The sequence below is a fragment of the Weizmannia sp. FSL K6-3076 genome (genome assembly GCF_038007245.1).
Taxonomy (GTDB): Bacteria; Bacillota; Bacilli; order Bacillales; family Bacillaceae_C; genus Weizmannia; species Weizmannia faecalis.
In genome coordinates, this window is sequence record NZ_JBBOWU010000001.1 from 1,577,800 (window position 1) to 1,597,797 (window position 19,998).

At 46.9% G+C, this 19,998-nt stretch carries 18 protein-coding genes and 2 riboswitches; of the genes, 13 read left to right on the forward strand and 5 right to left on the reverse strand.

Going from position 1 to position 19,998, the window contains the following annotated elements; translation table 11 throughout:
- The first annotated feature begins 719 nt into the window (after positions 1-719).
- The 3 genes from NSS95_RS07300 to NSS95_RS07310 all read left to right on the forward strand — a co-directional run bounded on the left by NSS95_RS07300 (position 720) and on the right by NSS95_RS07310 (position 3,115).
- Positions 720-1,181: a GNAT family N-acetyltransferase gene (locus NSS95_RS07300; RefSeq protein ID WP_017550364.1), complete on the forward strand. Its 462-nt coding sequence runs from the start codon at positions 720-722 to the stop codon at positions 1,179-1,181.
- Between the two features lie 211 nt (positions 1,182-1,392).
- Positions 1,393-1,557 (forward strand): hypothetical protein, encoded by a 165-nt coding sequence (locus tag NSS95_RS07305; RefSeq protein WP_164931349.1) that lies wholly within the window; start codon positions 1,393-1,395, stop codon positions 1,555-1,557.
- Between the two features lie 445 nt (positions 1,558-2,002).
- The gene (locus NSS95_RS07310; RefSeq protein ID WP_340714051.1) at positions 2,003-3,115 is read left to right on the forward strand and encodes a DUF6688 domain-containing protein; all 1,113 of its coding nucleotides are present in this window, start codon (positions 2,003-2,005) and stop codon (positions 3,113-3,115) included.
- A 36-nt stretch (positions 3,116-3,151) separates the two neighbouring features.
- Here NSS95_RS07310 and NSS95_RS07315 read toward each other — a convergent pair whose 3' ends face one another.
- Positions 3,152-3,799, reverse strand: a complete 648-nt coding sequence (locus tag NSS95_RS07315) for a TetR family transcriptional regulator (RefSeq protein WP_328229645.1) — start codon at positions 3,797-3,799, stop codon at positions 3,152-3,154.
- A complete protein-coding gene (locus tag NSS95_RS07320) occupies positions 3,768-5,018 on the reverse strand; it encodes an MFS transporter (RefSeq protein WP_328229650.1) in 1,251 nt (416 codons plus the stop codon). The genes NSS95_RS07315 and NSS95_RS07320 overlap by 32 nt, the downstream gene beginning before the upstream one ends.
- A gap of 429 nt (positions 5,019-5,447) precedes the next feature.
- Positions 5,448-5,559, forward strand: a riboswitch (TPP riboswitch).
- Positions 5,560-5,821: 262 nt separating this feature from the next.
- Between NSS95_RS07320 and NSS95_RS07325 the strand changes: the two genes are divergently transcribed.
- Together NSS95_RS07325 and NSS95_RS07330 are read left to right on the forward strand one after the other, a co-directional pair.
- Complete coding sequence (locus NSS95_RS07325) at positions 5,822-6,586, forward strand: ABC transporter permease (RefSeq protein WP_328229646.1); 765 nt, start codon at positions 5,822-5,824, stop codon at positions 6,584-6,586.
- An 11-nt stretch (positions 6,587-6,597) separates the two neighbouring features.
- Positions 6,598-7,587, forward strand: coding sequence for an ABC transporter substrate-binding protein (locus NSS95_RS07330; RefSeq protein WP_168986015.1), 990 nt, complete (start codon positions 6,598-6,600; stop codon positions 7,585-7,587).
- A gap of 295 nt (positions 7,588-7,882) precedes the next feature.
- Here the strand turns inward: NSS95_RS07330 and NSS95_RS07335 are convergent, their stop codons facing one another.
- From NSS95_RS07335 to NSS95_RS07345, 3 genes are read right to left on the reverse strand one after another with little or no spacing between them, the layout of a single operon-like run.
- Complete coding sequence (locus tag NSS95_RS07335) at positions 7,883-8,281, reverse strand: VOC family protein (protein WP_017550371.1); 399 nt, start codon at positions 8,279-8,281, stop codon at positions 7,883-7,885.
- Positions 8,265-9,050 carry a phosphosulfolactate synthase gene (locus tag NSS95_RS07340; RefSeq protein ID WP_328229647.1) on the reverse strand — a complete coding sequence of 262 codons (786 nt, stop codon included), beginning with the start codon at positions 9,048-9,050 and terminating at the stop codon, positions 8,265-8,267. The genes NSS95_RS07335 and NSS95_RS07340 overlap by 17 nt, the downstream gene beginning before the upstream one ends.
- Positions 9,043-9,738 carry a 2-phosphosulfolactate phosphatase gene (locus NSS95_RS07345; protein ID WP_017550373.1) on the reverse strand — a complete coding sequence of 232 codons (696 nt, stop codon included), beginning with the start codon at positions 9,736-9,738 and terminating at the stop codon, positions 9,043-9,045. Before NSS95_RS07345 ends, NSS95_RS07340 begins: the two co-directional genes overlap by 8 nt.
- 173 nt (positions 9,739-9,911) lie before the next feature.
- Positions 9,912-10,012, forward strand: a riboswitch (SAM riboswitch).
- Positions 10,013-10,132: 120 nt separating this feature from the next.
- On the opposite strand from NSS95_RS07345, the gene NSS95_RS07350 reads away from it, so the two are divergent.
- From NSS95_RS07350 to NSS95_RS07385, 8 genes are all read left to right on the forward strand, one after another.
- Positions 10,133-11,989, forward strand: a complete 1,857-nt coding sequence (locus NSS95_RS07350; RefSeq protein WP_328229648.1) for an assimilatory sulfite reductase (NADPH) flavoprotein subunit — start codon at positions 10,133-10,135, stop codon at positions 11,987-11,989.
- Positions 11,990-12,006: 17 nt separating this feature from the next.
- Entirely contained in the window at positions 12,007-13,719 is a 1,713-nt protein-coding gene (gene cysI, locus NSS95_RS07355) for an assimilatory sulfite reductase (NADPH) hemoprotein subunit (RefSeq protein ID WP_328229649.1), read from the forward strand.
- Positions 13,720-13,916: 197 nt separating this feature from the next.
- A complete protein-coding gene (locus tag NSS95_RS07360) occupies positions 13,917-14,435 on the forward strand; it encodes a hypothetical protein (protein ID WP_225620885.1) in 519 nt (172 codons plus the stop codon).
- Positions 14,436-14,484: 49 nt separating this feature from the next.
- Positions 14,485-15,228: a MerR family transcriptional regulator gene (locus NSS95_RS07365; protein ID WP_017550377.1), complete on the forward strand. Its 744-nt coding sequence runs from the start codon at positions 14,485-14,487 to the stop codon at positions 15,226-15,228.
- Positions 15,229-15,355: 127 nt separating this feature from the next.
- Positions 15,356-16,735 carry a dipeptidase gene (locus NSS95_RS07370; RefSeq protein WP_017550378.1) on the forward strand — a complete coding sequence of 460 codons (1,380 nt, stop codon included), beginning with the start codon at positions 15,356-15,358 and terminating at the stop codon, positions 16,733-16,735.
- Positions 16,736-16,798: 63 nt separating this feature from the next.
- Positions 16,799-17,785 (forward strand): DMT family transporter, encoded by a 987-nt coding sequence (locus NSS95_RS07375; RefSeq protein WP_017550379.1) that lies wholly within the window; start codon positions 16,799-16,801, stop codon positions 17,783-17,785.
- A 159-nt stretch (positions 17,786-17,944) separates the two neighbouring features.
- Positions 17,945-18,937 carry a thiamine pyrophosphate-dependent dehydrogenase E1 component subunit alpha gene (locus NSS95_RS07380; RefSeq protein WP_328229228.1) on the forward strand — a complete coding sequence of 331 codons (993 nt, stop codon included), beginning with the start codon at positions 17,945-17,947 and terminating at the stop codon, positions 18,935-18,937.
- 25 nt (positions 18,938-18,962) lie between these two features.
- Complete coding sequence (locus NSS95_RS07385) at positions 18,963-19,991, forward strand: alpha-ketoacid dehydrogenase subunit beta (protein WP_026683425.1); 1,029 nt, start codon at positions 18,963-18,965, stop codon at positions 19,989-19,991.
- The last annotated feature ends 7 nt before the right edge of the window (positions 19,992-19,998 follow it).

Consider the following 19,998-nt stretch of genomic DNA (forward strand, 5'->3'; position numbering starts at 1 on the left):
GAAAAACAGATCGGCTTCAGTTTCATGTACGTCATCAAACATTCCGGTTTCCTCCTTTAGTGTCCAAATAGATCATATTTTCTAACAAGGTGAACTGAACCAAGCCGGCTGGGTTATTTGTTTTTCGCCTTTTTAATTTTATGATCAATGACGGAAATTCCGGTAAACTCTATCAATAAAATAAGAGGAATGACAAGACTGTTTACGGTTTTAAAATATAATACTACTATAAGAAACAGGAATAAAATGGCAGCACTAAAAATATATCTCAATTTCAGGAAGCGAACGATCTGTTTATTGGGTATGTTATTCATATGATGGGATTCTTTTATAAAAAAGGAATCGATTTTAGACAGTTTCTTCGTTTTCATAAGAACGAGATACCGGTAAAGCAAAAAAAGTATAAGAATGATCATAGCAAAACCTAACACAGTATTTATCACTGTATCAAACATTTCGGAGCCCCCATTTCCGCATCCTTTACAGTCTCAACATAACATATTGCTTCAAAAATGACTATCCATAATTGACCGTTGATTCACGCTGAAAAAGTAAACGGACAATGTAAAAGAAGGAAATCCGCAGTTCTTGTGCTACAATAAATGACGATAAGAAAATAGAGAATTGTGCCAACCGATTGATAAATGGATTTCAGCTGCCGGGGCGAAAAGAAATGATAAAGGGCTGGCAAAGGAGGAAACAAGAGAGGAGGTTAATAAATGGATTTTATTCCCATTCAAGTTAGGCAGCATCTCCAGTATATTCTCCCGTTCCGCAGGGATTCTTTTATCGTAAGCTTCGGAACGGATGCAAATTTCAATGCAAGAGAGTACCTTGAATGGCTTGAAATGCAGCAAGTACGATTTCCGGAAGGTTTTATGCTTGCGATTGAAAATGGAGTTCCAATTGGACAGCTTGAGGTGACACGTAAAGATTTTGTAGGCAAATCGATTGGCTATGTCAACTTGTACTATCTTATTCCGGAAAAACGCGGCTTGGGTCTTGGTGCTGAGCTGCATGCGTATGCGATGAGCGTTTTCAAAAAACATCAATTGGAGGAATACCATCTCAGAGTATCCCCGACAAACAAGCAGGCCATTTCGTTCTATGAGAAAATGGGGATGAAATGGCTAAAGCCTGAAATGGACGGGAAAGTGTTCCGGATGGCAGGGAAGGTTTAGAACCTTTAACGATAAATAAAAAGCGGATAGAAGAGGAGCAAATGCATATCCGTATTTTACATGAGTCTGATGCTGACGCGTACCGGAAACTTTGATGCGTGCACTGCAATCAACCCCGGAGGCATTTGTCCTATCATAAAGAGAGAAGTCAAATTCACAACCGAAACTGTTAAAAAACCACTGGCTTCGACTGAGGAGGAGGCAACTTAAAATGAGAAATCATCCATACGAAGAATATGAAAATACGGATTTATGGAATACCATTTGGATGGCGATTGACGATCTTGTCAAAAACCAAGACCTTAAAGAAAGGACGCCCCGGGCATATATCGTTGGTTATTTATGTGAAAAGATATTGAAAGACGGCACACTGTGAAATATGGATGATCATCCGTAATCCATTAACTCAATTCCACTCCTCCTATATATTTTCCTATTGTTAAGGGAACTATCTTCATCTTCCTTTGAGGGGAGTACAGTACAGCATTCTTTTCGACCAAACTTACTTCAAATCCGCCTTTTTACGGGACTTTTGTAGAAAGGGGGTGGGGGGCACTTTAAAAAACGAATAAGCATAGCGAAAGAAACCAAAGGCCTGGAACAAATCAATTTAACTGTTATCCGGAAATACAATCGCAAAGAAACGCCAGAAGCGCGGGCGCATTTTTGAAAATATTCATTTAGCATAGGGGGGACTGGGGACTGCATTGAAAAACAACAGAGCGCCAATTGTAATCATAAGTTTAATTGCAGTCGTGCTTTTGTTCCTGGTAGCGGCATACATCCTAGGATTTGGCTATCATATTCTATCCGTATTTTTTGTGTTTTTAGCCCTATTTGTTCTCTGTATTCCTGTGTATGTGATTGCCAGATTCCTATCCAGCTTTAAAAAGGGAACACAAGTAGCCCCATCCATAAAAGTCAAAACAATGGATACGGTGAATGCAGCCGTGCTTATTTGCCTGTTCATCGTGGGGTGTTATCTGAACGCTTATGGTGCAAGGGCAGGCGAACAGCTGCACGTTTATGAAATCGGAGGGCGGGCGGACGGCTATGCTTCATTGGCTCCTAATCATATCCTTTCAGCGATTGTGTTGGTTGTATTGGGCCTGGTTGGGTTCCTGATATTGAATTTTTATGCCGGCCAGGTTTCACCGGTTATCTATGTCGTGAGCTGTACGATACTGGTTCTAAATATTGGGTTTGCTGCTGTTTATTTTACACATACGCTATTCTCAAAACTGGGGGATATGTATTCCGTCCGAGCATTTCAATATAGCTTATTTTGCCTTGCTTTACTGTATATCACCAAGTTAAAAGATTCACTGAATGAGTTTTCAATAAAAATGAGGAAAGAGACTGTACAGTATAAGGGATTTCTTCTTTTACTCTTTAAAATTTCCGTACGGTATAGTAAAATGCCTCGATTGTGGGCGGTTTGTTTTTTTCCTGTTTTGCTTATTGTCCAAATGGTCCTCATATTATTTGGTCAGCGGCCGGACAGCTTTATCCGTTTGTTTTTAGATACAAGTTCTTTCACCTATTCCAGGATACCCAATCCCCCTCCGGAAATGTTAAAAGGAGACGAACACTATTTATGTTCTGTGGCAGCGAGGGGGCACACAAAAGTCGTTAAGCCGGTAAGGGCAGGGCTCCGGCACGGCAAAAGAATTCCTGTGAATCGCCAGTTGCTCGTTGCGAATGCCTTCGAACATCTTCTTGAAGAATACATGCCGCGTATGCATCACTTCATCCGCTATATTTATGATAAATACGGTTATCCTCTCAGCAGGCATATCCGTACAAAGTGGTCAGCGGACCTTGTCTATCTTTTCATGAAACCTTTGGAATGGTTTTTTCTGTTTATCTTATATACAGTGGATCAAAAACCGGAAAACAGGATTCAGATTCAATATAGCGAATTGCGTAAATAACGATTCTTATCGTTTTATATCTGAACCCGGTTCATATCAACCGGGTTCAATCTTGGTGTCCAAATGCCAGTCTGTATTTTCATCGGGGCGCAAAGCCTGGATTAAGTATAAATTTAACGCCTCAAGCTGTCCGCCTACTGCCACTCTTTCCGGTTCCTCTACATGGGCCATTAAAATCAGGCCGTCCCATATGTTCACCATAAAATTGACGATCGTTTCAAGCGGCTGTACCGGGTGAAATTCACCCTGTTTTACGCCCTCTTCCAGAAGCGCTAAAAAGCTTTTCATGGCTTGGGTATACCTTTTTTGGAAAAATGCCTTTCTTTCCGGATTGCGCCACCTGGTGACAGAGTATTCATACATCACGATCCCGTAAAGATTTGGCAAACTCTGGAAAACCACTTTCTGATAGGCTTGAATGGCATCCCATACTTTTTCATGGCTGCTTGCCAGGTCTTGAATGTACGTATAAAATGAATCGTCATTTTTTTCAATAACCGCCTGCATGATTTCCTCTGTGTTAGAAAAATACTGATACAGATTTCCTCTGCTAATGCCGGCTTCTTTTACGATATCCTGCATGGTAACAGGTTCATAGCCTTTTCGTTCAAACACCCGCTTCGCAGCATCCAATATATGATTTTTTCTTTCTTCAAGATGTTGTTTTGATACCCTTGGCGACATGAATTTCCTTCCTTTCTGCTTTTTTCATTGCAATGGCGGAAACAGCAGCAAGCAGGCAAGTGGTTCCGCCAGAGATCAGGAATGCGAGACGGACGCCAAACCACTCTGAAAGCGAGCCTCCAAGTAATATGCCAACAAGCACAGCGAGTGTAGAAAGGCTGTTGATGGTACCGAACACTCTTCCGGTATGCGTTTCAGGCGTTTTCTTTTGGACGAGCACATCGAAAGGAATGGCAGCCATTGTAAAAGAAAAACCCATCAGAAAAAAGACGGAAGGGTAAACGGCTTCAATGATGCCGATCGGCCAGCCGGTACCCGTACTTACCATGATACAACCCAAACCAAGTATGGCGGGGCTGATTTTTAAAGTGATTAATTTCTCCCCTAACTTTATTTTCGTAAACAGCACGGAAGCAGTAAGCATGCCAAAACCGCTTGCCGCAATACACCAGCTCGCAAAATGGACCGTTGCGTTCTTGATATCCCTTATTAATATCATGGCCTGGGAATCAGAAATTTGCAAGGCCAGTATCATGGTACAAAAAACGATCAGACCCATTTTTAACACGGGAAAACCGGAGAGAAAGCGAAATCCTTCAGTTAGCGCGCCCTTTTCCCGATGTTCTAGATCACTTTTTACCGGGCTCTGTAATGTTCGCGCTTTGATTCCAAACAGCAGGAGGGCGGAGAGGAAGAAAGAAATGGCATCAAGATAAAAAGCGCCTTTGATTCCGGTCAGGCTGATCAATGTGCCGCCTGCTACCGGCCCGATGATTTTGGCGCTGTTATTGATCATCTCGCTTGTGCCGATTGCCGCCTGTATTTGGTTTTCACCAACAACCTGGCGAAGCAGGCCGCTTTCTGCAGGGGTGAAGACGGCTGAGAAAAAGCCCAAAAAAAATAGAAAGATATAAACTTGCCAAAGCGAAACGGAAAAAGCAATCCCGAGCACACAACCGCAGCGGGCGAAATCCGAGAAGCTCATCAGCATTTTACGGTTAAACCGGTCTGCCAGCCAGCCGGCAGGGGATCCAAATAAAATTGACGGCAGCACCATGCATAATGTAATGCCTGCCATTGCAATCGGGTCGGCGTGCCACTTAAATGCCACTAATGCAAACAATGCAACAAGATGCAGCCAGTCCCCAAGATTTGAAATGGTTTGCGCACTGATTAAGAACAGAAAGGAATGATTTTTAAAAAGCGGATTTTCATTTATGCTCCTCCTTAAATGACATTTGTGTCGTTTTTATTATTATAAGCGACATGAATGTCATTTAACAAGATGATTTTAAAATTTTTCATAAAATTGGGTGCTTTTTGTGAGTTACAAGCACGGGAAGAGGGGGCGATGTGGTTGTTTCCGTCAGCACTTACAACCGCAGCCGTTGCCATATAAATAATGGTTAAGCAAAATAACATATCTGAATGGCTGTCTATTCAATTTACGATGACGGAATGAAGCGGTAAATGAGCTTATATATCGTGAGTATCATCATGATTGAAAATTTTTGCGGTTTTTTTCGGGATTTTTGGAAAAACAGGAGACCTGACTTGGAGCCGATAATTGAACCAATCACCATAGAAAAAAGCCTGCACCACTTTACACAAGCAAATAGAAAGCCTATAATGGAAAAAAGTGAATATTTCAGACTACTAGGGGTGCCCGGATTGGCGGGCTGAGAGAAAAACAGTTGGTTTTTCAACCCTTTGGACCTGATCCGGATCATGCCGGCGTAGGAAAGTAGGGATTTGTGAAAATTTTCTTGCTTATTAAAGTCAGGTCTTTTACAGGCCTGGCTTTTTTCTGTTGGAAGGGAGGGGAAAATAGCTGTTTTTAGAGCGGTAACCTGGAAAAGCTCGCCAATGAAGACGGACTTGTGAGGAAAAGGGAAGAAATGAAGATGAAAAGAACTTGCCGGAAAACTGTTTTAGCAGCAAAAAATCTAAATAGTTGAACGGGCTTTGGAACGGTTTGCAGCTTGTACATATTGGAAGTTTGGATGAAAGGAGGTTTCCTAAATGAAGTGGCGAAAATGGCTGGGGGATTACGGACTTTTTTGCGTTACGATGCTGGTCTTGATAGCCGGCTGGCAGTGGGTCATACAGAAAGGGATGATCCCGTCTTTCATTTTGCCGTCCCCTACCCAAATCTATGCATCTTTCATAGAAAATCACAGGCAATTAATAAATGTGCATTTGCCAGCGACAGTGGAGGAAGTCGGCATCGGTTTTCTTTTATCCGTTACGGGTGGAGTGATGATCGGTGTCCTCATGTATGTTTCCAAAATGGCTGAAAAAATCTTTTATCCGTTTCTTGTTATTTCGCAAACGATCCCGCTTGTCGCCGTATCACCTGTTTTTATGATGTGGTTCGGTTATTCAGTTTGGAGCAAGGTAGCGATCATTGTGTTAACGGCTATCTTTCCGATTGTAATCAGCACTTTTGACGGATTAAAAACCGTTGATTCCGCCTATTTGAATTTGTTTCGGACAATGGGCGCCAGCCGCTGGGATATTTTTCGAAAACTTTCTGTCCCAATGGCTCTTCCTCAATTTTTATCCGGCTTGAAATTATCGGTTGTATATTGTGTCAGCGGGGCAGCGATCGGGGAGTGGCTTGGCGCAACTGCGGGGCTTGGATTTTTTAGCAAGCGAATGTCCGGATATTTGCAGTCGGACGCAGTTTTTTCGGCCGTTTTTCTTTTGGCTGCGTTCGGCATGGGATTATTTTTGCTTATTTATGGGATGGAAAAAGGCTTATTGAAAAACAGAACAAAAATTTAGGGGGATTTTCAATGAAAAAACGATGGATAATGGCCGCTGTGCTCGCATGTTTCCTAGGTGCCTGCAGCAATCATTCGCAGCAAGCAACGAAACATGTGCAAAAAGTAACGATCATGCTGGATTGGTATCCAAATGCGGTTCATTCTTTTCTTTATGTAGCCCAGGAAAAAGGCTATTTTAAAGCGCAGGGCCTTGATGTCAGCATCAAAATGCCTTCTGACACAAATGACCCGTTAAAACTTGCGGCTGCGAATCGAATTGATATTGCATTAAGTTATCAACCCCAAGTGTTAATCGCGCGCGATGAGAAGATTCCGGTCCAATCTTTTGGCACCGTCGTCCGCCATACGCTGAACCGTGTGATGGTGCCGGCTTCAAGCGGCATCCGCTCACCGAAAGACCTGGCGGGCAAAACGGTCGGCTACTCTTCCATTCCGCTGGAAGAAGCAGCCGTGCGGACAATGGTCAAAGCAGACGGGGGCGATCCGGACAAGGTGAAAACAGTGGATGTTGGCTATGATTTAATCCCTGCTCTGACAGCCCATAAAACTGATGCGATCGTCGGCGGTTTTGTCAATCATGAACAGCTGCTGCTGGAAAAGGAGGGCGTACCCGTTAGAGCGTTCAATCCGGCAAAATACGGCGTTCCGGATTATGACGAACTCGTTTTCATCGCAAACGAAAATAAGCTGAAACAGCAGCCAGACATTTTTAAAAAATTTCTTGCTGCTGCCGAAAAAGGCCAGCAATATGTCAAAAAACATCCGGAAAAGGCGCTTGCCATTTTGTTAAAACATGAAGATGCCTCCTCACCGCTGGATAAAAATGTGGAAACGAAGAGCCTGCACATTTTACTGCCGAAGATGGACGAGAAAAATAAAACTATTGCCGATCAGGACCCAAAAAAATGGCAAGACGTTTCGGATTGGCTGTACCAGGCAAAAATCACAAAAACACATGTCAATCCCGAAAAGGCTTTTGTCAACTTAGAAAATCAATAAGAAACCAAAATGACCGGAAGTGAAGACAACATTTACTTCCAGTAGCGTTTGAATACGAGGAATCCGGGTGAATGGGGCGGTAAATGTTGACGTTTGTTAACAACTTCCGGTCTATTCCCGAATTTCAAGCACCGCTCCTTCCTGTAAGAATTCGAAAACATCAGCCGCCTTTTGCTGAGGCAGATTAGGAGTAGAGACCGCTGCACCCAGAGCATGCCTGGGAAGCCGATAAAATGTGGTCGCTTTCCAGGAAAAGCCGGCGCATGGCCCGGCCTTGAGCAATGAATGGGACTGGTTAATACACCATGCTTTCATCATGATAATATTTAAATTCGAGCAAGTTGTTAGAGGGGTCTTGGAGGAAAAATGTCCAATGTTCCTCTTGCTTGCCTCCAAACCGGACCATTTTATCCTGGAAAAATGGTAAATGGTTTTTCTTTGCAGATTGAAGGGTTTCCTCAAATGCTGCTTTATCCAAAAAAGTAATGCCGAAATGGCGGGGATACATTTTCGGGTTGGGATCTATTTTTTCAGGGCTCAGATGGCAGACAACCTGGTCCCCGAAAAAATTGAAAGTGACCCGGTCATCATACCGGCGCGCTACCTTGCAGCCTAATTTTTGATAGAAATCGGCTGTTTCATCAAGATCTTTGCACGGAATCGCCAAATGAAAAATTTTATCCGTTTCTCTCATGGGAATCTCCTCCAATAAAAAAAGTATCTGATCGCAAACCGAGCCTTAATGTTTCAAGCGCAAGGGCATCCGAAAAAGGGATGTTGGCCAAATTGGCATCCGGACCGAGATGGTGGATAAAAAAAGCCTGGAGCTGCTTGTTGGGCGCTTCGAAAATGAAAGAATCGCGGGGAATCCCCGAGTCCAGGATGGCCGCAAACATCTCCTCCCGTATTTCCCCGTCCCCGTTGTAAATGCCGCTTGTGCCGCTTTCCCTTGCCTCTGTCATCACTTTATATGCGCCTGCTTCTAAATCTTGACTAATCGATTCCAACCATAATGCTGGCGTATCGGCCATTGATTTGGCAGTATCTTTTGAGCCGACTTCACTTAACACTTTAAAATCCTTTGAAAACTCCGCAATATAGCGGCATTTTTCCGGATTGGACAGCGGCAGGGTGCCATTTGAGATTTCAACATATTCGCATTCAAACCGCCGGCAGTATTGAACGTACCGATCCGTTTTTCCCTGGCTGGCAAACTTTTCAAATAAAGTGCCGCCGAAAAAGAAGGCAATGCCGTTTTGCCTCAAGTGATCTATTTTTTCTTCCAAATGGCTTGAAACGACCGATGTCCCCCAGCCGAATTTGATGAAATCAATATAAGGGGCTGCACTGTTCATGGTATCTTTAAAAAAGTTCAGCGGAATGCCATTGTCAATTAAGATGGTGATCCCGCAATCCCGCGGTTTCTCATTGCGTAAAGGCAGTGTCAAACCATGGTCATTCATCTTCAACCCTCACGATCGTTGGAAATTCTCCCGTTGGATCCATTTTCATCACAAACTCGCAGTCTCTTTCTTTGATACAATATTCCAGGTCAGCCGGGTTAAATGCAGGCTGGCCGGGATCAAGAAATTTCTTTGCGACACTGGCATTTACAATCTCCTTGATCACTGATTCCGGCTTTATCGTGCCCGAGCCGGTGAGGATGCTTTCCATGTATAATGCGCATGCCAGGTCATCTTCCCCTGTCGGATGGGAAGCGATCATGTTGATGCGGGCGTTGTCTTTGTCTTTCCATTTGCGCCGGATCCATTTTGCCGTCGTTTTTGCATTCGAAAAGCCGGTAACATAGACTTCCTTTGCATGAAGGGCGCGAAAAACTGCTTTTACCCCGTTTGTCGATGTTTGCACCAACGTTTTGCCGGCTAACGGCTGTTTGGCGATGGCGGCCGGTGAATGGCCCAAATCAAATCCCGGGATCGGAAGGCCGTTCCTTTCGCCCGTGAGCAAAACATGCGGGTATTTGTTTTTGATACGAAAAGCCGTTTCTATTGAGTCAGCCAACCAAATCTCTTTTACGCCGCCCAAAAAGGCATGGTGGGCAACCGTAAACGCGCGGATTACATCGATCACAATATTGGCGTCCCCGTCTTCCGGCGTCATCTCATTCCCCTGGTAAATGCGGATATTCATCCATTCCCCCCTCATTCTGTGCAAAAGATACATAAAGTATATTGGGGGGACGCTTGATGCGGAACTTGCCACCCTTTTCCTTTTTTAAATGTCCCATCTGTTCAAAAAAGAATTGACTGTACCTGCATTTGATTGTATAATGTTTTCAATGATTTCTAAATAATGATTCGTGCTTCTTATCCAGAGAGGTGGAGGGAAAGGCCCTTTGAAGCCTCGGCAACAGGTTGAAAAACACTGTGCCAATTCCTGCAGACAATCGTCTGAAAGATAAGAGAAGTTGACCATTGTGCGCCGGCTCTTCTTATCTTTGTAAGGAGAGCTTTTTTCGAAGGCGCTTCTCATGGAAAGAAGCGGATTAAAATCCAAGTAAACTTCTATGTATATTTGGATTAGGATGTCATACATAAATAAACAAATGAAAAGTGCATGCAAACATTGCGAGGTGGAAGATTTGCCGTTAAGTGTACAAAACAGCCCGTTTAGTAAAGAACAGGCGGAAAAGTTAAATGAACTGCTGCAACTATTAACGGATCAGCAAAAATTATGGCTAAGCGGATATTTAACCTATCCGTTTGCCGAACAAGGAACGAATCCCCTGGGAAGTACAGCTGTTGCTGAAAAACCGGTACAGACGGCAACCAAAACGGTTACGCTGCTGTTTGGTTCCGAGACAGGCAATGCCCAGGCGCTTGCCGAAGCATTCGCCGCCAGATTAAAAGAAATGCAGTTTACCGTATCTTTTTCGGCACTCGATGCAGCCAAGCCGAAAGATTTAAAAAATGCAGGGTATCTGCTCATCATTACAAGTACACAAGGGGAAGGGGATCCGCCTGACAACGCATTGTCTTTCTATGAGCTGATCCACAGCAGAAAAGCCCCGAAACTGGACGGGGTCCAATTTTCCGTTTTGGCGCTTGGGGACCAGACATATGAGTTTTTTTGCAAGGTCGGAAAAGAGATCGACAAGAGGCTGGAAGAGTTGGGCGGGGAACGGCTCTATCCGCGGGTGGATTGCGATGTGGATTATGAAGAAGACGCCCAGGAATGGTTTGAAGGGGTTACAGGCGTGCTCCAGTCATCTGCCTTGCCGCCTTCAACCGCAGCAGATGCCACCCGGCCCGCAAACACCGATTATTCCAAATCCAACCCGTTCCAGGCGGAAGTGCTGGAAAATATCAATTTGAACTGGGAAGGGTCCAATAAAGAAACGCACCATATCGAACTATCCCTTGAAGGTTCCGGTTTTACATTTGAACCGGGGGACAGCATCGGGATTTACCCGGAAAATGATCCGAAACTCGTGGAACGGCTGATCGAAAAGCTCGGCTGGGATCCGGAAGAACCGGTTCCGGTCAATAAAAAAGGGGAAGTGCTGCCGGCCAGGGAAGCATTACTCAGACATTATGAAATTACGAGATTAACAAAACCGCTGCTTCAGCAGGCAGCCGTGCTTTTCGGAAACAAAGCGCTTACGGCTTTGCTTGAAAATGAAGCGGAGGCAAAGGCGTACCTTGAAGGGCGGGGCCTGCTCGATCTTGTCGAGGAATATCCGCCGGAAAAAGTGGAAGTGCAAGCTTTCGTACAAATGCTCCGGAAAATGCCGCCGCGGCTTTATTCGATCGCAAGCAGCTGGAAAGCGAACCCCGATGAAGTCCATCTTGTCATTGCACTGGACTGCTATACAGCAAACGGAAGGGTGCGCGAAGGGGTTTGCTCCGGGCAAATCGCAGGCAGGATAAAACCGGGAGACAAGCTGCCGGTTTATGTCCACCGCAATCCGAATTTCAAACTTCCGGCTGACCCGGATGTGCCGGTGATCATGATCGGGCCGGGAACAGGCGTGGCGCCGTTCCGTTCTTTCCTGGAAGAAAGGGAAGCGGAAGGGATCACCGGACGAACATGGCTGTTTTACGGGGACCAGCATTTTGCGACGGATTTTCTGTATCAGCTTGACTGGCAAAACTGGCTGAAAAATGGCGTGCTCGAACGGATGGATGTGGCTTTTTCGCGCGACCAGGCAGAAAAAATATACGTCCAGCACCGGATGCTTGAAAAAAGCAAAGATTTTTATGCATGGCTTGAAAAAGGCGCCTGTGTGTATGTGTGCGGCGATGAAAAGCAGATGGCCCGCGACGTCCAGGAAACGCTGCTTGAAATTCTTGAAACAGAAGGCAATATGGCGAGGGAAGAGGCAGAGGATTATTTACAGGAAATGCGACGGGCAAAACGATACCAGCGTGATGTGTATTAACAGAGAGGGGCAGGAAGATGGCTGATAAAAAACTTGATCCGCTTGAAACGATAAAAGAAAAAAGCCGGTTTTTAAGAGGGACGATTGCGGAAGGGCTCAAAGATCCACTGACCGGCGCGATATCCGAAGACGATAATAAACTGTTGAAATTTCATGGCAGCTACCAGCAGGACGACCGCGATATCCGCAACGATCGGCGCAAAAAGAAACTGGAGCCGGCTTACCAGTTTATGGTGCGTGTCCGCATTCCGGGCGGTGTTGCGACCCCGGAACAGTGGCTTGTGATGGATGAACTGGCGCAAAAATACGGGAACGGAACGCTGCGTATGACAACCCGGCAGACATTCCAGATGCATGGCATTTTAAAATGGAATTTAAAGCAGGCCATCCGGGAAATGAACGATGCGCTCATGACGACGCTTGCCGCGTGCGGGGATGTGAACCGGAACGTCATGTGCAACCCGAACCCGTACCAGTCGGATGTGCATGCCGAGGTGTATGAATGGGCGAAAAAAACGAGCGACCACTTGTTGCCGCGGACTTCCGCGTATCATGAAATCTGGCTGGAAGATGAAAAAATCATTGATACAAAAGAGCAGGAAGAGGCAGAGCCGCTGTACGGGCCAACGTATTTGCCGCGGAAGTTTAAAATCGGGTTTGCTGTGCCGCCTTCCAATGATGTCGATATTTTTTCACAGGATTTAGGGTTTATCGCCATTTTGAATGAAGGGAAGCTTGAAGGGTTTAATGTCGCGGTTGGCGGCGGGATGGGCATGACCCACGGCGATCCGAAAACATATCCGCAGCTTGCCCGGATCATCGGTTTTTGCACGCCGAACCAGGTGATTGAAGTGGCGGAAAAAGTGGTGTCGATCCAGCGCGACTACGGCAACCGCGCGAACCGGAAAAATGCGCGTTTCAAGTACACCATTGACGCGCGGGGGCTTGAATGGATCAAGGCGGAACTGAATGAACGGCTCGGCTGGGATCTCGGGGAGGCCCGCCCGTTCCATTTTGACCATAACGGCGACCGTTACGGCTGGATCCAAGGCGATGGCAAATGGCATTTAACGTTATTTGTCCAAAGCGGCAGGATTAAAGATATTGACGGCTATCCTTTGATGACCGGGCTGCGTGAAATTGCAAAAATCCATCAAGGCGAGTTCCGCCTCACCCCCAACCAGAATGTCATCATTTCCAATGTAACCGAGGAAATGAAAGGAAAGATTGACGAACTGGTTGAAAAATACCATCTGACGGACGGCAAGCATGCTTCCGCCCTCAGAAGAAACTCGATGTCCTGTGTCGCATTCCCGACTTGCGGCCTTGCGATGGCGGAAGCAGAACGGTACTTGCCGGAACTGCTCGGAAAAATCGAAGAGATTTTGGATGAAGCGGGGTTGCGCGAAGAAGAAATCGTCATCCGGATGTCAGGCTGCCCGAACGGCTGCTCAAGGCCGGCGCTTGCGGAAATGGCTTTTATCGGGAAAGGCCCCGGAAAATACAATTTGTATTTGGGCGGCAGCTTCACTGGCGACAGGCTCGCTTGCCTTTATAAGGAAAATATCGGGGAAGAAGAGATCCTCGCTTCCCTGCGCCCGATTCTTTTGCAATATGCAAAAGAACGGCAGGAAGGCGAACATTTCGGGGATTTCGTCATCCGCGCCGGAATTGTAGAAGCGATCCGTGACGGACGTGATTTTCATAAACCGGCAGCGGTGAATAAATAATTTTACAAACTGTGCCTAGAAGGATTTTATTCTCCGGGCACAGTTTTTTGTTTCTTTACAAAAGCTTCCAATTGGGACATACTGTTTAGCAGAATACCTCATAAAGGATGGTTGCCATGCTGGGAAAAAATTTAAAAACATATATCGAAAACCAAAAGGATACTATAATAATATTATGTAAACAAGAAATAGCGTATTTGGAGCGCTATAAGGATTTTTTCAAAGATGCTGTCAGGGAAAAAGAAATTGTTGAAAAAGAGGGTACCGCCCGTTTTGCCGATGCATCTATTGAACGGTGCAGCAAGGAAGCCGATGAGACCCTTGCGGTGGAAACGGCGGCGTTTTTAAATGAACCTGTCATCTATTTGAAAAAGCATAGGAAAGAATATGTTTACATCGTGTCAGACTGGTTTGGCATCATCGGCGTCGACGGGATTGCCCTTGAGCTGGATGATGTCTTCGGCCATTACAATTGCATGCTCGGGCTCAAAGTGCAGAAGAAATACGGGCCGGCGATTCAAACGGGATTGTCTGAACTGCTCGAAGGAGACGGGAAGGGGGAAATCCTTTTTGATGGCAATGAAGGCATCTGGGATGTGAACTTTCCGTTGAACGATGTGCCCGGTTTCAGGGAAGAGATGCCACTCATGGAAGCTTTCGTGAAAATATACGAAGTGCTGTTTGCCTTGCAGGAAAAACTCGAAAAAATGTCTTGACCCTCACGCTGCGTCACCCCTTACAGTAAAGAAGAAAGGGGGCTGCATGATGAGAATTAAAGAAGTTGCAGAGCTCGCCGGGGTAAGCATCCGGACATTGCGCCACTATGACGAAATCGGGCTACTTAAACCGGCCGAAGTTTCACCGTCCGGCTACAGGCACTATTCGGAAGAAAACTTGAAAACGCTCCAGCAAATCTTATTTTTCAAGGAATTGGGCTTCCCTTTGCAAAAGATCAAGGAAATCATGGAAAGCCCTTCGTTTGACAGGCTCGGGGCGCTCGAGCTGCAGCGCCATTTGCTGATTGAAAAACAGAATCGGCTCGGGAACATGATTGCCTTGATCGAAAAAACAATCCAATCGGAGAAAGAGGGAATGAAAATGTCCAGTGAAGAAAAATTTGCCGGTTTCCGCTTTGACAGCAATCCGTATGCGCGTGAGGCACGCGAAAAATGGGGGGATCAGGCAGTAGATGCAGCGGAAGCGAAAATGGCGAGACTTGACGGAGATGAAAAATTGGCTTTGGCTGATGAGATGAACGAAATTTACCGTGAACTTGCTGCCATCCGCCACAAGGACCCGCGCGCACAAGAAGCGCAAACAGCGATCCGGAAATGGTTTGATTTTTTAAACCGCCATTTCGGGGATTATACGCCGGAAGCCTTTAAAGGGCTTGGCCAAATGTATATAGAAGACAGCCGGTTTACAAAAAACATTGATCAATTTGGCCCAGGGCTTGCGGCGTTCATGGCCGCAGCCATGGCGGAATTTGCGAATCAAACGCATCAATAAAAAATGCGGGGAGCTGCCAAAAGGGGGCTCCTGCTTTCTTTTTTTCATTTGCCACCTTGCAAATGAATTGGAAAAATAATGAAACTTGTCTTACAATAAAGAGAAAGCATGACGAGGAGGTATAGGCATGTCACAAACGTATCAGCAATATTTAAAGGAACACCATGAACAGCACTTAGAAGAACTGTTTGATTTTCTCCAAATCCCGAGTATCAGTTCCCTATCCGAACATCAACCAGATGTCAGAAAAGCAGCGGAATGGCTGAAAGCAGAGCTTGGGAAAACAGGCCTCGAACATACCGCAGTGATGGAAACGAAAGGCAACCCGGTTGTATACGGTGACTGGCTTCACGCAGACGGGAAGCCGACCGTCCTGATTTACGGGCATTACGACGTCCAGCCGGTTGATCCGCTGAACCTCTGGAAAAGCGATCCGTTTAAACCGGAGATCCGCGATGGCAAAATTTTTGCCCGCGGCGTGAGTGATGATAAAGGACAGGTGTTTATGCATATCAAAGCGATCGAAGCATTGATGGAAACGGAAGGGGAACTGCCTGTCAATATCAAAGTGCTGTTTGAAGGAGAAGAGGAAATCGGCAGCCCGCATCTCGCACCATTTGTAGAAGCACATCAGGAACTTTTAAAAGCGGATTTGATCGTCGTTTCCGATACCGGCATGCCGGAGTTGGGAAAACCGACGATCTGCTACGGGCTGCGCGGCTTATGCGGCCTTGAAATCCATGTAAAAGGCGCATCAAGCGACCTTCATTCCGGCGAATATGGCGGCGGGGTGCAAAATGCTGCCACTGCGCTGGTTGAATTGCTGGCGTCCTTCCACGACCAGGACGGCAGGGTTTTGGTGGAAGGCTTCTATGACAAAGTGGAAGCAAGCACGCCGGAAGAAAAAGAAGCGTTCGCAAAACAGGCGGCAGATGAAGGCCAAATACAGGCGCAGCTTGGCGTACCGGCATTGTTCGGGGAAAAAGGCTACTCGTACGCGGAAAGAACATCCGTCCGGCCGACGCTTGAGATCAACGGCTTACAAAGCGGTTTCACCGGAGAAGGCCTGAAAACCGTTTTGCCGTCTGAAGCCTTTGCGAAAGTGACCTGCCGCCTTGTGCCAAACCAGGACCCGTACGAAATTCTGTCGTTACTGAAAAAACATATTGAAGCCCATGCCCCAAAAGGCGTAACCGTTTCTGTAACCGAATTTGACAAAGGTTACCCGTATGTCACGCCGCGCAAGCATCCTGCCATCCAGCTTTGCGGAAAAGCGTATGAAAAAGTGTACGGCGTGCCGGTTACCTATACAAGGGGCGGCGGGTCGATTCCGATTGTTGCAGAATTTGACCGCATTTTAAACATACCGGTCGTGCTGATGGGGTTTGCCCTTTCGTCGGAAAATGCCCATGCGCCGAACGAGCATTTCCATCTTGAAAATTTTGATAAAGGTATCCAGACCATTTGCACGTATTGGAACGAGCTCAAAACATTGCCGCTTTCATAAGATAAGGAGGAATGCCCCGTATGCGGGGTTTCATTCCAAAACGCTATAAAAAGGATGTGGGAGATGTTGCGTCCGGTCTTATTAGGGGTATGTGCCGCCTTCTTTTTCGCGGTGACATTTGTTTTAAACCGGTCGATGGAACTGTCGGGCGGCAGCTGGATTTGGAGCGCCTCCCTCCGGTACATTTTGATGGTTCCGTTTTTGCTTGTGATCGTGCTTGTCAGGAAAAATTTTCAAGCCTTATGGGCGGAAATGAAAAAGCATCCAGCCGGGTGGTTATTGTGGAGCTTTACCGGTTTTGTTCTTTTTTATGCGCCGTTATGTTTTTCGGCAGCCTATGCGCCCGGATGGCTCGTGGCCGGCACTTGGCAGATCACGATTTTATCCGGTTCACTGCTTGCCCCGTTCTTTTTTAAAACGGTGGAGACGCCGAAGGGCCTGCTGAAAATCCGGGAACCCATCCCGTTCCGCGGCTTGCGCTGGTCGCTTGTGATTTTGCTCGGCGTTTTGATGATGCAGCTTGAGCAGGCCGGCCGGATCAGCTTCCGGGAAATGATGCTGGGTGTCCTTCCCGTCATTGTGGCGACTTTTGCTTATCCTTTGGGCAACCGGAAAATGATGGAATTGTGCGAAGGCCGGCTCGATACATTTCAGCGTGTGCTCGGCATGACACTTGCCAGCCTGCCCTTTTGGTTTATTCTGTCATTGTACGGTTTAAAAGCGTCCGGCCCGCCGTCCGGAAACCAAATCGTGCAATCAGGCGTGGTTGCGGTCTTTTCCGGGGTGATTGCCACGGTATTGTTTTTCCGGGCAACCGATCTTGTCCGCGGCGACATGCAAAAATTATCGCTTGTGGAAGCGACCCAGTCATTGGAAGTGCTGTTTGCGCTGTTCGGGGAGATGGCCATTTTACCGGTTGCGGCGCCATCGCTGTTGTCCTGGTTCGGCATCATCACAGTTGCAGCCGGTATGGTGCTGCACAGCCTGATGTCACGAAAACCCGTTGCACCGGCTGCATGGAAAATGAAAAAGTCAGAAATCAGCGGATAAGAAAATATGGGAAAAAATGAGACAAAATGAGACAGCTGTCCCGGTTTGTCTCATTTTTTTATGTGCCGGGCAGACGAAGCAGGATGAAAGCGGGGTTTTCAGTTGGCACGCTTTTTGCTTGTTTACCAAGTGAAAGACGACGATAAGGAGGATGGATAAATGGAGACAGTAAAAGCGGGCGAACTGCAGTTAACGAAGGAAAAAGCGCAGTGGATGTTGCAAAAAATGTTTGAAATCCGCAAGTTTGAAGACAAAGTGCATGAAGTGTTTGCGACCGGCATTTTACCGGGCTTCGTCCACTTATATGCCGGTGAGGAAGCGGTTGCAGTCGGCGTTTGCGCCCATCTGAACGATCAGGATATGATCACAAGCACACACCGCGGCCACGGCCACTGTATCGCGAAAGGCTGCGATTTAAAAGGGATGATGGCGGAAATCTACGGGAAAGCGACAGGTCTGTGCAAAGGAAAAGGCGGTTCCATGCATATTGCCGACCTCGACAAAGGCATGCTCGGTGCAAACGGGATTGTCGGCGGCGGGTTCCCGCTGGCATGCGGCGCAGCATTGACGGCGAAAGTTAAAAAGACGAGTAATGTAAGCGTTTGCTTCTTTGGGGACGGCGCGAATAACCACGGTACGTTTCACGAAGGCATCAACTTGGCAGCCGTATGGAAGCTTCCGGTCATTTTTGTGGCGGAAAATAACGGCTATGGGGAAGCGACGCCATTCCATTATGCGTCAAGCTGTAAAACGATTGCCGACCGTGCCGTTGCCTACGACATTCCGGGTGTTCGTGTCGACGGGAAAGATATCGTCGCCGTGTACCAGGCGGCAAAAGAAGCGGTGGAACGCGCCCGCAACGGGGAAGGCCCGTCGCTGATTGAATGCGTGACGTACCGAAACTACGGGCATTTTGAAGGGGATGCCCAAACTTATAAAGCAGAAGCAGAAAAGGCGAAACAGCTGAATGAAAAAGATGCGATCGTCCAATTTAAAAAATTTGTGCTTGAACAAAACCTGTTCAGCGAAGCAGACATCAACAGCCTGGAACAAAAAGTGGAACAGGAGATCGAAGAAGCTGTGAAATTCAGCGAAGACAGCCCGTATCCGGACCCTTCCGAACTTTTGAAAGATGTCTATGTATCCTACTAATCTATGAAAAAAGGAGGCCTTTCCAATGGGAAGACAAATTTCTTTTTCGCAGGCCATTAACGAAGCGATGAAACTGGCGATGAGAAGAGATGAAAATGTAATTTTGATGGGGGAAGATGTTGCCGGCGGTGCGGAAGTTGATCACCTGCAGGATGAAGAAGCATGGGGTGGCGTGCTTGGCGTGACGAAAGGCCTTGTCCAGGAATTCGGCCGCGGGCGGATTTTGGATACGCCGATTACGGAAGCGGGCTATATGGGGGCTGCGATGGCTGCTGCTTCAACAGGATTGCGGCCGATTGCAGAGCTCATGTTCAACGATTTTATCGGCAGCTGTCTGGACGAAGTGCTCAACCAGGGCGCGAAATTCCGGTACATGTTCGGCGGCAAGGCGCAAGTGCCGGTGACGGTCCGGACGATGCACGGCGCCGGTTTCCGGGCGGCGGCCCAGCACTCGCAAAGCCTGTATGCGCTGTTTACGTCGATACCGGGCTTAAAAGTCGTCGTGCCGTCAACGCCATATGATGCGAAAGGGCTGCTTTTGGCTGCGATCGAAGACAATGACCCGGTTATCTTTTTTGAAGATAAAACGCTTTACAACATAAAAGGGGAAGTGCCCGAAGATTACTATACGATTCCGCTCGGTAAGGCGGACAGGAAACGTGAAGGAAGCGACATCACCATTGTTGCAGTTGGCAAACAGGTGCAGACGGCGCTTGAAGCGGCAGAACGGCTTGCCAAAGACGGCATCGAAGCGGAAGTGATTGATCCGCGCAGTTTATCGCCGCTCGATGAAGGGGCGATTCTCCAGTCGGTCGCAAAAACAAACCGGCTCATTGTGGTCGATGAAGCGAACCCGCGGTGCAATGTGGCAACCGATATTGCGGCACTTGTTGCCGATAAAGGATTTGATGATCTGGACGCCCCGATCAAACGGATCACGGCACCGCACACGCCGGTTCCGTTCTCGCCGCCGCTTGAAGATTTGTATTTACCATCCGCCGGGAAAATTGTGCAGGCGGTATCAGAGCTCTTGGGGGAACCGGTCGGGCAATAACGGACAG